Genomic DNA, 13,876 nt, shown 5'->3' with positions numbered 1-13,876 from the left:
CCCATCAAAAACTTGACCCGGCACCGCGGTGCTCAGGTCCTCATGGCCGCCGGATACACGTCTGCGGTCTTCACCGGATGGGTACAGCTTGTCTGACATCGTCCGCCTCATTCAGCTGACGGCCAGCCGCGACGGGGTCGCTAGGACGAAGTTCCGATGGGAACAAACAGCTTGTCACCGTTGTGATCGATCTCGATCATCTCGCTCGTGCGGCTCAAGCGTCCGGCAAATCCTTTGTGGAAGATGATGGCGTTCATATAGGCAAAGGCCATCGCCAGAGCCCCGGTTCGCAGCGGATAGTCGACCAGCGAATGAATGAGCAGAAAAGACACCGAGAGGAATGCCGCCTTCTGAAGGGGATCACGGCGAACCCTGGCCAGTGCAGCGAAAAGCAGTACAAAATAGCCTACCAAAAGCAGGATGGCAGGAATTCCCCCTTCGAAAGCAATTTCAAGATATTCATTGTGGGCATGATTGACGTATTTTTGAAAGATCATGCTTTCTCTTTCGTACATCTGATAGGCCTTTGGAAATGTCCCGAATCCAACACCCGTCGCCCAATTGCCCTTGATCCCCTCTATTGTGGTTAGGGCAAATTCTCCTCTCCCGAACGCCGGGTCGAGCGCCTCTGCATCGAGCTTAGTCCAGGCGCTTATCGTATAGATCGAAAGACCGATAAAAATCAGGAGAACGCCGAATCCACTCACCCTCGAACGGGCTGAAAGAAAGATCACGGACAATACTGTGATCGCCAACCCGATAAGAACGCCGGCGCGGGAACCGGCGGCCAAAAGAAGCAGCAAAAGCGCGATCAGGCCGAAGGATCCGGACAAGAGATGCCCGCGGAACAGACCATAATAGACGACGAAGGGAATAGACACAAAAAGCAACGCCGAAAAATGATTTACGTTGGCAAAAAGGCCGGCATTGATCGTAAAAGGCAACAGCCCGACAATAGCGACGTCGTCGGAGAGGGAATATTGAATTGCTCCCGCCAAACCATTACAGATAACACCCATGAAGAAAAACGGAAGGAGCGCGCTGACCTGCTCGGCACGCAAACGCAATATAGCCAAAAAAAACGCTGCGGCGGCCAGAAGATAAAGCAGGCATTCGACCGTCCGGCCGACCCCTACGCTGATGAAACGAAATCGGCTTTCTCCCATCCAGGGATCTCCGAGCAACAGCTCCGGCCGCAACCCGTTGAATATGGCTGACGGCAATGGGACGACTTGCAAGACCGTCCACGCCACGCCGAAAGTCAACAGCCATAGAATAGATCGGGGGATTCTCTGGCCGGGGATTTTCGAAAAGACGGCCGCGGCCGAAACAATGGCCGCAACCTCGATCAGAGTATCGGTGTACAGGCCGCTCGCAGTACCGCCCCCTATTAGCAGCGATACGACCAAGACCGTGCCGAGGAGATATTTATCCCATTCCGACGGCCGAGCGTTCAAGATGAAAGTCTCTCAATGCTCAATTTGTGCATTACCAAAGTGCCGACATATCGAAATCGCCAGCTCTCTGCAATCGCGGCGGTCTGCAACGTCAATAGTTGCATGGGGCAACCAGTCGGCACAACCGAGAAATCCTGGCCCAGCTTTCGGCGGCTATATGTGCCCTCGGGAATGTTGAAGATCGCAATTTCGCCGGCCGGGCCTAGGCATTTGACCGACCAGAACAATTCTTTTGGAAGCTTCAGATTTCGTGCAGAGGCTACGAGGGAAATTTTATACGAGCCTGGAGGCAGCTGAATATATTGTTGAAGGGCAGTGTTCTTGACTGGCGTGTTCAAGAACCGGATTGTTGCCCCCCCCTCGCCCTCCACAGCGTCCTGAGATGTTGCAAATGTAACTTCCAAGCCGGAGTGATCAGGGACTTGCCAATCGAAGGGCTTCCCGTCGGAGACGGGCTCAAACGTGCTGTTAAAAATGTATCCGCCTAGTTTGCGCTCTTCATCAGACAGACTGAAAAGAAACAGTCGATAGGCCGGTTCGTATTGCTTCTGACGAATATAGCCATTGATCACACCGGACAATTCGCTTGACGTGGGCGGCGCGGCTGATCCGGTCAAATCGAGCAGAAGCCGATTTGATAAGTCTAGCCCCGCCGGAGTTCTGCTAAGAGCGATGAACAGATTGGCTCTCCAGGGCGCCTGCGCCCTGATGGCCGTCAGCATAGCCTGGTACCCATCCGGATTCGAGAGAATCATCGGCAGACCTTCGGCGATCGCCGAAAATTGTTCCGGCCATCGCCGCAACAATATGTCGATCTCGCGAACTCCCTTGGGCAAATCACCCGTTTCTACTGCACGGCTAATGGATCGCTGCAGCGCATGGATTTCTGTTTTGGATAGCTTTCGGGCTTGATCGAAAACCCGGTAGGCCTCATCCTTTTCGCCCTGCCGGTATTTGATCTCGCCTATCAGACTGTAGAGACGCGCGTCCGCAACATCGAAGGCCAGCGCGCGCATAGCCCTGTGAAGCAAGACATCAAGATCAGGAGCATTGTTCGTGTCGTTCAGATCACTGGTGATTTCATCTATCACCGCGTCAACATTCAACGGATCCAGGGCAACAGAAACGGCTGGCGTTTCCGTTTCAAGAAATCGACTTAGCCCGATCGACAAAGCCAGCAACACCAGAACGGATGCGACGAACCAAACGCTTGAACGCCGCAGACTTTGCATAAGCGGGCTGGCCTGCTCCATCATCTAATTTGCCCTCAATCTTTGGAGTACTAGTGTCCGTGCCGTAGTTGTAATATTGGTAGTTCATGTATTTGTAGCCATAATTGTAGTCGAATTTGTTCACCGCAAACTTTGACATCGCGGCTCCCACTACGTTCGAGCCAGCAGATCGCAAGCGCTTCAGCGCGGTTTTTGCCGACTTGCGTGTCACCTGATTCGATGAAATGACCAGCAATGTGCCCTCAGCGAGCCGACTGAGGATCGGAGCATCCGAAAGACCAACGACTGGTGGCGCATCGACAATGACAATATCGAAGCGCTTGCCAAGATTGGTTATGATCAGAGCCATCTTTGGTGAGGACAGCAGATCCGCAGGATTTGGCGGGATCGTTCCAGAGGTCAAAACGGTCACATTGGGATATTTTGTCGCCCTGAAAATGTTCGCCAAATCGTCCTTGCGAACCGTATTTGTCAGCAGGTTACTGAGTCCAATCGTATTATCAAGACCAAACAGGCGATGAAGGTTCGGCTTTCGAAGATCGCCGTCGACAATGAGAACTCTTGCTCCAAGAGCTGCGAACTCCTGCCCGAGTTTGAACGATGTGGTCGACTTGCCTTCCGAAGGCTCCGAACTCGTGACAACCAGCGATCGTGGTGCGCCTTCCGCACCGGAAAATTGCAGCGAAGTTCGAAGCGAACGGTAAGCCTCCGACAACCCGGACTTCTGATCGGCGATGCTGGCTGTAAGCTCCCGGTCGTCAACGAGTGGCAAGATGCCGAGCATGGCCAATCCAAGCTCCTTTTCAACCTGCTCGGGGTTGGTAAAGGTATTATTCAACAACTCGATGATATAGATGATCGATGCACTGAAAGCGAGGAAAAGGGCCAGTGCAATCGCGAGATTGATGCTCAAACGCGGCGAATATGGGCGTTCCGGCTGAGTGGCAAAATCGGTGATTGCCGCGCTTTGCGTCTTGAGCTCGGAGCTGACGCCAACCTCGTTCAGCTTAGCTATAAAGTTGTCATATTGCGACCGGTTTGAATCGACCTCGCGCTTTAGGATTGTGTATTTTATGTTCTTGTCATTGAAGGTAACCTGCTGCTTTTCCATCTCGGCCAACTTGGACCTAAGATCGGCCTCTTTGTTCTGCGCCTCCTGGTATTTCAGCCGCAGTGAATCCGTTATTGCAAGCACACCATTGTTATAGAGACGCTGCAACTCCTTGATCTGCGATTGAAGCTGCTGCATTTCGGGAAAACCGGGCTTGAGAATGCCCAGCTTCTGCTGGTACTGGCTGGTCAAGTCCGCCAGCTTCTCACTGAGTTTCTGCAGACCTTCACTTTCCAGGACGGGGGACAAACTCGAGCCGCGGCCTTTATCTATCTGGTCCACCACCCGTCCGGCATCCAGACGATCCTGGATCGCCGTCGCAAGGGCGGTGTTCAGCGCCTCGATGTTAGACCCTATCAGCGACTTGTCGTCACCAGTTATCGTGATGCCAGCATCCTTCGCATACGCAACCAGTTCTTCTTCGGATTTCTGGAGCTTTTGCTTTACCTGCGCAACCTGTTCCTGGATGAATTGCCGTGCCAGGTCTGACGTCTCGCTTGTTTGGTCGAGGCGTTGATCAATAAAGCTTTGCGCAACCTGATTGGCTACATCGCTTGCATATTTCGGCTTCTGATCTACAAAGGTGATCGATAGCAAGCTGGTATTGGGGACCAAATTGACAGTGAGATCATCTAGAATGCGCTCGATAGCAATTGCTTCACGCTGCTCTGGAGTTTTCTCTTGAATGGAAGGCGATTTCGAAATTCCGAACGCACGATAGAAGACGTTGCCGAGAGAAAAGCTCGGCGTGGGAAAGAGGAAATCCGGCTTTTCAGTCAGCCCTAATTGGAACACAACACGCTGCGCCAATGCGCGGCTTTTGAGCTTTTCACGGGCGGTGAGGAATGCCCGCACGTCCGCATTCTCAGACACTACCTCGATATCCTGGAAGACCTTGGCCGAAGGAACTAGCACTTCCAATTGCGTTGTCGCCTGGTATCTTGGTGTCTGCATCATAGTAATGATGACGCCGGCGATGAGTCCTGCAGCCGCCATCATGGTGATAAGCCAGCGGTACTGGACAACGTAGAAGAGCAGCTTTAGCGGATTGAAGCTCTCTTCCTGCTCGGAGTAATCGCGGCCATACGGGCTATAGCTTTGTGCGCCGTCGTAATAAAGGTCGGCGGACAAGGCCTGGACATTTCCTGGACCTGCAATTTGATGCTGCCTGTTGCGATCGAGCATGGTGCGAAGTGATCCTATTCGACTGACCGGCTGCAGACTATATTCCCGGGATGACGGCAATTCGCGCGGCACTGGAGGCAATGCCTAGCGCGTCCTTGAGATTGTTCACCGCAATCTTCGTTTTTGAGGCAAAAACGACAACCTTGTCACCGCCGTAGATCCGCGGATTACGGGCCTTGCCAGCACGAATTGCCTCGACGTTGTAATTTGCCACCAGCGTATTCTGGCCGATATTGCGGTAAACGAACACCTTGCTCGCATCCCCAACTGGGCTGAAATTTCCTGCCAGAGCGATCGCATCCAGAAGCGAGGAATTACTCGTCACCGGAAAGATGCCGGCCCGGTTGACTTCACCATCGACGGTTATGCGTTGCCCAATCGACTCCTTGACGAAGATCGTCACATCAGGCGACTGTAGGTAGTTGGCACCGTAGGACGTCTCAATCTCTTGCTCCAGCTGACGGACGGTTTTTCCTGCCGCCGTAATGGTTCCGATAAGCGGAAGCGATATCTGGCCGCTGGAGTCGACTTGAACCGTTCTGCTCAAGTTGTCCACCTGGAATACATTCACTTCGAGTACATCGTTCGGAGACAAAGGCTGCTCGCTGCCGTTCTGAGTGTTTTGCGGCGGAGGCAGGTCCTTCACCACCTTCAGCGCGCCGCCGCCCGAAAGTGGCGTCGATGACGACGTCAATTGCAGCGCATCGACCGCACTCGAGGAAGTCGGTGTCGTCGACGAGGTGCTCGTGCATGCCGACATTGCAAGCGAAGCTAGCAAGACGAGTGCCGTGCCTATGTGGTGTTTTGCCAAATGAAAAATACCCATCACGCTATCCCGCCCTTGAATAGGCGGCCCAATCCTCCAAAACGGCCGGCATTACCGGCGGCTGGGTTTCTCGGACGTGCTTTTCCGATCGGCTCAATGGGCCGGTTCGCCAATATTTCCCCTGGACGTTTCAACACCATGTTGCGGGCCTCGTCTTCCCCACATCGCTTGGCAGCAGCAGCAACCGCCTTAGAAAGCCCAGGACGGCGGCGCGTTGCGCTATGAGTGTCCGATGCGATGATATCCACCCTACCCTCGTCAATCAGCTTTTCCGAATAATAAAGCGCCGTGCGTCCAAAAGCACCAATAATCGAGTCTGCGGTAAGCTGGATAAGGCAGCCGACCGCATTCAACCTCTCGATAACGTCGTAATTCGTTTTGATCCAGGTCAAACGCTCAGGATGAGTAAGAATCGGAATGAAACCGGTGTTTATGAGGCGTAGAGCAAGATCCTCCATTCGTGGAGGTAAGACATGATGCGGCGGTTCGAACAGAAAATAGCGGGACCTGTTCAAGGTAGGTACGCTGCCCGCCGCCAACTGGTCCGGAAGATCCGGCGCTATGTGAACATCGGCGCCGATGTAGAGAGCAAGTGGTATGGCGGCGCTACGCAGCGCCTGGTGCAACTCTTGAACAGCCCGAACGATGTTCGATGTTCCGTTCTCGTAAACGCCCGGTATCACGTGTGGCGTGCACGCCATGTGGGTCGTTCCGTCGGCCACCGCCAGCCGAGCCATTTCGAGCGATTCGGCAAGGCTGGGCGAGCCGTCGTCGAGGCCGGGCAAGATATGAGAATGTAGATCGATCATGGGCTTTTGTGACTGCAGCGAAGCAACGTGGCGGCGTAATCCCCAAAAAGTATAAATGCGTCACTCGCAAGACAGCGAATGACGCATTTGTCAAGTTCATACGATACGATGGACGCCAGGTTCCGGCTACCGGCGGAGAGAGTCGTCATCATCATGCAGGCCGACGATCAGCACCGCACCGGCGGCAAACGCTGCGCCTGATGTTTCCAGCGCTAGACACATGCCGCCCTCCGCAGGATTGATCTGATCGTCGCGTTTGCAGTATCCGAAACTTGCACCAACACGCAGCAGCAAAAAATTGCGATTCGACCATTTTGCCTGGGTAGACCGGCACTTCGCCCTTCATCCCGGCATGTTCGCCAGACATCTGCGTGTCGCCTTGGCTTAGGCGATCCGGCAGTCGCGACACAAGCATTCACGCCAAGCTCGCTCTGTCGCCAACAACAAACACAGCAGAAGCGCCACACGCCTCTGCTGCCGTTGCGTTATTTACTACGCGGTCAAACTTAGTCGCTAACGGCGTGGCCGTGATCTTTGTCCGCCGTTGCAGCCAGAACACCAGCCCCAAGAGCCATGCCGCCAAAAATAAGGGCCGGCGTGTAGTTGGTGCTGTTGGTATTGCCCGTCTGGGCGGTCTTCTCAGAACCCAAGACATTGAGGCAGATCTTATTCTCGACACGCGAGATATCGAGCGTCGAATTCGCCGGGACGCTCACATTGCAGCCACCAACCTGAACCGAAGCCGAGCCCTTGGAGCCAACCACGACACGGCTGCCGAAATCAAGCGCACCGCCGGCTTTCGCCGGGCCATAGCCAGCCACCTGCGAGATCATCACGTCGCCATTGACGCTGCCGAGCGATCCAATCGGATTAACGCCGTTATAGGCGGTTGCACAGGTGCACGACCCATCCTGCGCGAAAGACGACACCGGGGCGAAGCCGGCCAACACAACAACTCCGGCCAACGCACTTTTCAAAACTAGATTCATCCGCATCAATCCTTCTGTCTCACGTTACCTGAGGCCCACCCAACCGCCAAGGTACTAAAAAGCGCGTAACAGCTTTCTGCGCCAATTCCAACCCATTTCGCATATGCGAGATAATTTTTGGTTTCGGTGTGGTTGATAAAACACACTACTGACCGTTGGGATCTATCGCAATAGAGTCGGTCCCCAAAGCGAGCCGATCTGGCGTTCCTTGTGGCACTTTCGTCACCTCGTTTCGACGGTTATGTGAAGGCTCCGGAGGGGCTACGAGCCTGGCGCGCACGACTTGTAGGCCGAACCCGCCTGCGCGGGGAGCCCGCACAGGATGCCGGCCTCGATCAGTTTCGCAGCCAGATCCGTGCCGTCGGAGGTGAGGCACTGAACCACGGCGGCGTCACGGAAGTTCGGCGCGACATTGCCGTCGCACGGTGTCCCCACGCCCACGGGTTTGCATCTCAAGGCGAGCCCTTGATAATCCCGACGCATCGCCGCGGTCGCCAAGACGCGCATGGATTGGGGTTTGGTGAATGCAGCGCCGCACAACACAATCTTGCGGCCGGCGACGCGCAGATCGTCGACCGATTCGATGGCAAGCTTGCCATCGAAAGGTGTAAGGGCCGCCACCGGCTTAGGCACCGGCGCGAATCTATTCGTTCCCTTGTTGACGATGATAAGAAGAAAAGCGCCCACGAAGGCCAGCGCTATCAATGCAAGTATTGGTACTTTCCCGATCGACAAAGGTCCCACTCCCGCTTAGCTGGAGGCCGATTTCAAGAGATTTCACCCAACGAATGCCCATGGCTCAGGCGGCGATCAACCATCCTCAACAGATTGCCGCAGCGACGCAAGGGCCCGTAACCGGTCTCTTGCCAGAGGCCGTCTATTGACGCGGGATCTACTTGCCAGAATTTAATTACGACTATCGCGCCGCGGCGCCCGGCCGCAGACGGCCAATCAAGTCGGGTACCAAAGGCCACAATAGGGATCTCTGACCCGACGTCGATGCAACTTGCGTTGCCATGGCGCGAATTGACCGAAGTTTGTAAATGCTGCTCCGCAGGTTCTTGAAGCCAGCTGCTTGGCCCGCAGCCGGCACAAAGTGTTCGAGCAGGCCGATGTCGAAGCGGCTGCGAACGAGGGCGGACGGCGAGAAGCCCAACCGGGTCTATCCGCTAGCGGTTGAAGCCGTGAAGCTGAAGCGCATCGATGCGCCTGTTCGATCTCGAGCGCACGATCAACAGCCTGCCGACGGGCCAACCCAGCGCCGTGCGCCAAGGGCGGAGCGCGCCGCTGGTCGCTGGCTCGAGCGCGGGTGGTCTCCTGCAGTCGCATTTCGGGGTCGAATCCGACGCCATAATCGCGGTGCCAGACATAGCCGAAGGACACGGAGATGCGCAGTTCCCCGTGCTGGCCTTGGCGGGCGGCCTCGTACATGCGGCCACGCAGCACGCCGAGCTCGAACTCGCTGATGCTGCCCTTCATACCGCGCCGGCAGGCGATCGTTCAGCAATCCCGGATCGTAACTGCGTCCCAGATCGGACACGCGTGCATCGACCTCGCCGCACAACTCGAGCAGCCGATGCCAGTCCGGCCCGTTGCGTGAAAGGCGGGACGCCTCCAGGCAAAGCACAGCGCCCACCATGGCCGGTACACCGATCGTCGACAAGGCGTTCGAAACCGGGACGATCGACAGCCACGCTTGCGGTTCGTCCCAGATCCTCCTCGATCACCTCTACTTTGCGGAATCCCCAGCACCGCGCGACGTCGACAAGCTCATATTGCCGACGCTGGCCCTCAAGGTTGAGCTGTACCTGCGCCAGAGTGGAGTGACGGCAGGAAAGCTTGGCCGTTTGCAGGCTCCGGTCGCGGTGCCGATCGGCCCCTTCAGCCTTCAGCTCACACCCAAACCGGACCAATGAAGTCCTCAGATGGATATCGCTGCTCCGCTGTTTAACGCCGAGATGCTCGGGGCTCGATCGAGATGTTGCCGGAAGACGGTTGCCTGCCTCCAGGATTTGCGGCGCGTTCATCAGTTAGATTGGTCTTGTGATGGGAAGGACCGTTTCATGGCCGGCGCCTTGCGTCATCGAATGGATTTGGATCGTCTTCAGACAGTTATGGGTTGGCCAGCAGCAGGAGAAATAACGCATGTTCACCGCACATCCTAGCGCGCGCCGAACCCCGTCAACATCGTCTGGATCGTTCTCAGCACGATGACCAGGTCCAGCCATGGAGAAAAGTTTTTGATATAGTAAAAATCGTAATGCAATTTTTCCAGCACGTCGCTAATGTCTGCGACATGACCTTGATTTACTTGGGCCCATCCAGTTATCCCGGGCCGGACAATATGGCGATATCGATAGAATGGTAGTTCACTCTCATACCAGCGCGAAAGAGCCAGCGCCTCGGGACGTGGGCCGATCCAGCTCATCTCGCCCCGAAGTATGTTCAGCGCCTGCGGCAATTCATCGATACGCGATTTTCTAAGGACTTTTCCAACGCGTGTTATTCGAAAGTCCTTCACCTTAGTCATCGCCTTGTCACGATCGTCTACATCCAAGCTATCGTCCATCGACATCGTTCTAAATTTGTAAACCCAAAAAATCTTGCCATGAAACCCGATGCGTTCCTGCCGAAACAGTGCGGGGCCGGAAGAGTCCAGCCGTATGGCGAGTGCGACAACAAGAAGAATAGGAGCTAGAAGTATGAGCAACAACAATGCAGCGATCCAGTCGATCAACTGCTTCAGCTTGATATAGGCGTGATTGGGATTGAGCGAACCCAGCGTGTTTTCGGCCAGATGCTCGATCTCGACCCTACCGGTTAGCGACTCGCTGATGTGCCTGATGTGGTAGACTGGCACCCCGGATAGGGCGCTGTCGGCGATATAACGCTCCCATTCCCCCGGAAGGTCAGCCCGCAAATCCGCCACAACCCCGCTCAGCCCATCAAGGCTGTCGTTGGCAGAAGTCAACCGACTCCAAGTCACGCCACTAATGGTCAGGATCTTCTCTACCCCGCCACCCGGAACCACTGCCAGCCGGTAGGGTTCAAGTTGCCGAGTCCAAAGGCTCACACCGAAGTACCAGGAAATGGAAAGCAAAAAACTTCCAATCGCTTGGAACCGACTATATTCGTAGCGCAAGAGGAAGATGGTGAGCAGCGCAGCTCCATAAGTCATCGCAAACGTCGGCAGAATGTAAGAGGCCGCTGCGAAACCTGGGAAGTTTCCCATTCGTCGATAGGCGAAAAAGCCCAGAACATGGGCAACCCCGGCCGCAGCCATGGTGGTCTGGAGATTTGACTCCAACAAGACGTTGTAATCCATAGTCGACCGAATCATTGCGGGAACAAGGATCGCCACGAAGATGCCGCCGAGCAATTGAAAGCGAATCCGCAATAGCCAATGCTGGCGGATACCGATCGTCTGAACGGGAGCATTCAATGGAGTTCTCACTGTATGAAACAATTTAGCTAGCTTTGTTGAAGACGTTCCCTGCATACCCATGTCCGTCCAACTGACCTCTTTCTATATATATATTCTGCCCCAGATCAATCCATCCACCGATCGCGACATGCTTAGCGGAGATGACGTTAACGTGGCCAACTTTGATGTACTTTTCCGGCTAGCACTGTTTTTCAGCTTGATGCCCCCCAATCCGCGCTCTGGACGACACGCGTCGCGGTTCCAACCAAGTTGCAAGTTATACGTTATCATACGTTAGGGTTTGCGGCGTTGAATTCGTTTCGCACAAACTACGAATCCCGAGCCCCTTCAAGCCAGATCAGGCGCAAATCTAGGCCTGACAAGGCATCAATCTCGATCGTTCCACGGTCGCCGACTGGGTCGGCTGCGCCCGCCTGGCAACTGCGTCCGGTGCATGAGCGGCTGCTTGGCCGAAGTCGTCTCCAAGCTCTTCGCCGACCCAGACGATCGGGCGAGTGCTCGATCCCGGCCACGGCAAAACGAAGACAGGCCAACCCTTGGCCTATCCCTGCGATGACCAACCACGGAATGGCGGCCACCCGCCGGGCGGTCGCCTAGCCGCTCGGCTATCTCGCCAAGGTTCTCACCAAGATCGTCAATGGCCACCTGACAGCCAGATCGATGATCTCCTGCCATGCGCCTACATCCGGGCTCCCGAGATCAGAGCCGTGGGCTGAAGACCGCTTATGATAATTCGGGGCGTGGCGTTGCTGCTCTGGCCGAGCCGGCGTATAGGCATGTCGCATCATGAGACTCCCAGTTTTCAACCGACGAAAAGTCCTCGCCTGTCTCTCAAGCTTGGCTTGCGGCAAGCACACCCACCTCGCACTCCCAGACTATGAAAGCCGTTTAGCACTGTCGATGGCCAATGTCTCTACATGGCGAAGTGTGCTGCACGTCGGCGGCTATGCAGCAGCCAGAGATGGCGGTGCAGCATGTTACCGCCGTGTTTTGAGTGAACCCAACCATGCGGGCAAGGTACAGTCTCAGGACGGTGCCTGGTGGGAGATCATTGGAGATGTCGTTACACCGCAAATGTTTGGGGCAAAGGCCGACGGCCTTGCGGACGACACCCCTTCGATCCAGGCAGCGATCGATCGTGGGGGCCGCTATATATATTTGCCTGAAGGGATCTATATCCACACGCATATTGAGCTGGGCGAAGGTCAAACTCTCTTTGGTGCCGGCATGTACGGAAAGTCCATTCTTAAGCTGAAAGACGGTGCAGCTGATCTATTTTCTGCTGTCGGCCTGCGTGGATTAACTGCCAAGTCCGGCATTACGGAATGCACATTTCGGGATTTTGAGTACGACGGGAATACCGAGAAAAACCGAGACTGGGGCAGCGGATCAACGCGGTGGTCGAAAGATGAATACGATCTAATTTATACTCAGGGAATTTACTTTGGGACTCTCGGTAACAGGGTTCCGCCTCTTCGGGCATTTCTTGAAAACATATATATTCACGATACCGTGCGAAGCTCAATTGTTTGGGGTAGTACAAAGATATTTGGCAAAAACTGGCACCTAGCCAACTCAGACGCGGACCACCTAATCTACGAAAGCGGTTTCACCGGCTCTGATATTACAGATGTCGTTCTAGAAGGGTTTTCTCGAAACGGGTATATTGTTTGCGATGAGGGCATCCAACTTAAGAACTTGACCTTTCGCAACCTTTCCGGAAATCCCACAGCCTATGATGGGCAGCTTCTAATCGGAACTCGAAACAGCGGAAAAAATCCTGCGGCATTGATTTCTAATGTTACGGTACACAAACTTGACCCGGATGTCTTACGAGGATCAGGCACTCTGGCCATCGTGTTTCAATTTCTTGGTTCGGTCATTCTGAGCGGTTTCACCTACATCGGTGGCAATACTGCGCATAAAACGTCCATAGCAATTTTTTCTTGGAACAAACACCTTGGATCTGACCAACATTATGAGATTTACCATGTCAGCGCTAGCAATTTAGGATCCAGAACCCAACTGGTTCAGGTTGACAGCGTAGCCGCACCAATACGTGACCTGCTACTAAAAAGCATCACGCTCAGTTTCGCCGAAAAAATGGCCGTGGCAGACCAGTTTCTGGTTAATCTTCAGGGATCTATCGAAGGCCTGACGATTGACGGGCTCTCCATATCAGGACGGGGCACGAACAACTTCGCGTTAGCCGCTCCCAATAGGATTGTCACCGACGTGAAGTTTAAGAGGGTTTTTATGGAAAGTTGCAAAGGTTGGGTCCTTACAAAGGGAGGCAGCGGACACATAGCTTTTGAGCAGTGTGACTTCCAAGGCCCTGAGGTGAAAGGCCTGACCTCCGATGGCTCGACAGACAACGTGTTCACGAGCAACGTTCGCATTGGAAATGCCCCACGCATGAGCTCTGGTAAAAGTATCCAAAGTGGAAACGGCGTCAGCACAACATTCCAAATTCCTCATGGCCTTAACATTGCTCCGAAAAGCTTCAAGATTACTCCGATCGGCGCTGCTGGAATGGCTAAGCATAAAACAACTGCAAACTCGACCAACCTGGTAATAACATTTGACGCTGCACCGCCAGAGGGAAACGCCAATCTGGTGTTCATCTGGGTCGCGAAGGGTCCCATCTGATTTAGGTCATCGTGGTCTGGGTACGCCGGGCCGTTCTGCAGGTCAGTCGCCTCGCCGAAGTCCCTCACCAGGATCATCAGCGGCCAACCCAACAGCCACCCTGGGGCTACATCAACAAACCTGAGCTTGGGGCCGTGGCGTGAGAAGGGCGGTTTCCAAAGTGGGCAGCGGTT

9 protein-coding genes and 3 pseudogenes are annotated in these 13,876 nt (G+C 54.7%); 3 read left to right on the top strand and 9 right to left on the bottom strand.

Annotated elements, in window-relative coordinates:
• Positions 1-140: 140 nt before the first annotated feature.
• The 7 genes from NKH41_RS21960 to NKH41_RS21930 all read right to left on the bottom strand — a co-directional run bounded on the left by NKH41_RS21960 (position 141) and on the right by NKH41_RS21930 (position 8,344).
• Positions 141-1,457 (bottom strand): O-antigen ligase family protein, encoded by a 1,317-nt coding sequence (locus tag NKH41_RS21960; protein ID WP_352934010.1) that lies wholly within the window; start codon positions 1,455-1,457, stop codon positions 141-143.
• Positions 1,454-2,713: a tetratricopeptide repeat protein gene (locus NKH41_RS21955; RefSeq protein ID WP_352934008.1), complete on the bottom strand. Its 1,260-nt coding sequence runs from the start codon at positions 2,711-2,713 to the stop codon at positions 1,454-1,456. The genes NKH41_RS21960 and NKH41_RS21955 overlap by 4 nt, the downstream gene beginning before the upstream one ends.
• On the bottom strand, positions 2,601-4,985 hold the full coding sequence (locus tag NKH41_RS21950) for a GumC family protein (RefSeq protein ID WP_352934005.1): 2,385 nt from the start codon (positions 4,983-4,985) through the stop codon (positions 2,601-2,603). The genes NKH41_RS21955 and NKH41_RS21950 overlap by 113 nt, the downstream gene beginning before the upstream one ends.
• Positions 4,986-5,022: 37 nt before the next feature.
• Complete coding sequence (locus tag NKH41_RS21945) at positions 5,023-5,811, bottom strand: polysaccharide biosynthesis/export family protein (protein WP_352934003.1); 789 nt, start codon at positions 5,809-5,811, stop codon at positions 5,023-5,025.
• A complete protein-coding gene (locus NKH41_RS21940) occupies positions 5,811-6,620 on the bottom strand; it encodes a tyrosine-protein phosphatase (protein ID WP_352934000.1) in 810 nt (269 codons plus the stop codon). The genes NKH41_RS21945 and NKH41_RS21940 overlap by 1 nt, the downstream gene beginning before the upstream one ends.
• A gap of 506 nt (positions 6,621-7,126) precedes the next feature.
• Positions 7,127-7,609 (bottom strand): hypothetical protein, encoded by a 483-nt coding sequence (locus NKH41_RS21935; RefSeq protein ID WP_352933997.1) that lies wholly within the window; start codon positions 7,607-7,609, stop codon positions 7,127-7,129.
• Positions 7,610-7,870: 261 nt separating this feature from the next.
• Entirely contained in the window at positions 7,871-8,344 is a 474-nt protein-coding gene (locus tag NKH41_RS21930; RefSeq protein ID WP_352933995.1) for a hypothetical protein, read from the bottom strand.
• Between the two features lie 322 nt (positions 8,345-8,666).
• On the opposite strand from NKH41_RS21930, the pseudogene NKH41_RS21925 reads away from it, so the two are divergent.
• Positions 8,667-8,902, top strand: a pseudogene (locus NKH41_RS21925) (IS66 family transposase); the annotation flags it as partial.
• Between the two features lie 12 nt (positions 8,903-8,914).
• Here the strand turns inward: NKH41_RS21925 and NKH41_RS21920 are convergent.
• Positions 8,915-9,462: pseudogene (locus NKH41_RS21920) on the bottom strand (recombinase family protein); the annotation flags it as partial.
• 308 nt (positions 9,463-9,770) lie between these two features.
• Positions 9,771-11,051: a sugar transferase gene (locus NKH41_RS21915; RefSeq protein ID WP_352933992.1), complete on the bottom strand. Its 1,281-nt coding sequence runs from the start codon at positions 11,049-11,051 to the stop codon at positions 9,771-9,773.
• Between the two features lie 362 nt (positions 11,052-11,413).
• Here NKH41_RS21915 and NKH41_RS21910 point away from each other — a divergent pair.
• Positions 11,414-11,641, top strand: a pseudogene (locus NKH41_RS21910) (IS66 family transposase); the annotation flags it as partial.
• 313 nt (positions 11,642-11,954) lie between these two features.
• Positions 11,955-13,703, top strand: coding sequence for a glycosyl hydrolase family 28-related protein (locus NKH41_RS21905; protein WP_352933989.1), 1,749 nt, complete (start codon positions 11,955-11,957; stop codon positions 13,701-13,703).
• The last annotated feature ends 173 nt before the right edge of the window (positions 13,704-13,876 follow it).

Origin of the sequence: Mesorhizobium sp. M1169 (genome assembly GCF_040318345.1) — a bacterium.
GTDB lineage: Bacteria > Pseudomonadota > Alphaproteobacteria > Rhizobiales > Rhizobiaceae > Mesorhizobium.
Note: the sequence above shows the minus strand (reverse complement) of the source record. Positions and strands in the feature narration are given on the sequence as shown.

Bases quoted from the DNA above. Each gene is read 5' to 3' on its own strand.
- NKH41_RS21955 (WP_352934008.1), bottom strand. From the start codon at position 2,713: ATGATGGAGCAGGCCAGCCCGCTTATGCAAAGTCTGCGGCGTTCAAGC.
- NKH41_RS21950 (WP_352934005.1), bottom strand. From the start codon at position 4,985: ATGCTCGATCGCAACAGGCAGCATCAAATTGCAGGTCCAGGAAATGTC.
- NKH41_RS21945 (WP_352934003.1), bottom strand. From the start codon at position 5,811: ATGGGTATTTTTCATTTGGCAAAACACCACATAGGCACGGCACTCGTC.
- NKH41_RS21940 (WP_352934000.1), bottom strand. From the start codon at position 6,620: ATGATCGATCTACATTCTCATATCTTGCCCGGCCTCGACGACGGCTCG.
- NKH41_RS21935 (WP_352933997.1), bottom strand. From the start codon at position 7,609: ATGAATCTAGTTTTGAAAAGTGCGTTGGCCGGAGTTGTTGTGTTGGCC.
- NKH41_RS21905 (WP_352933989.1), top strand. From the start codon at position 11,955: ATGGCCAATGTCTCTACATGGCGAAGTGTGCTGCACGTCGGCGGCTAT.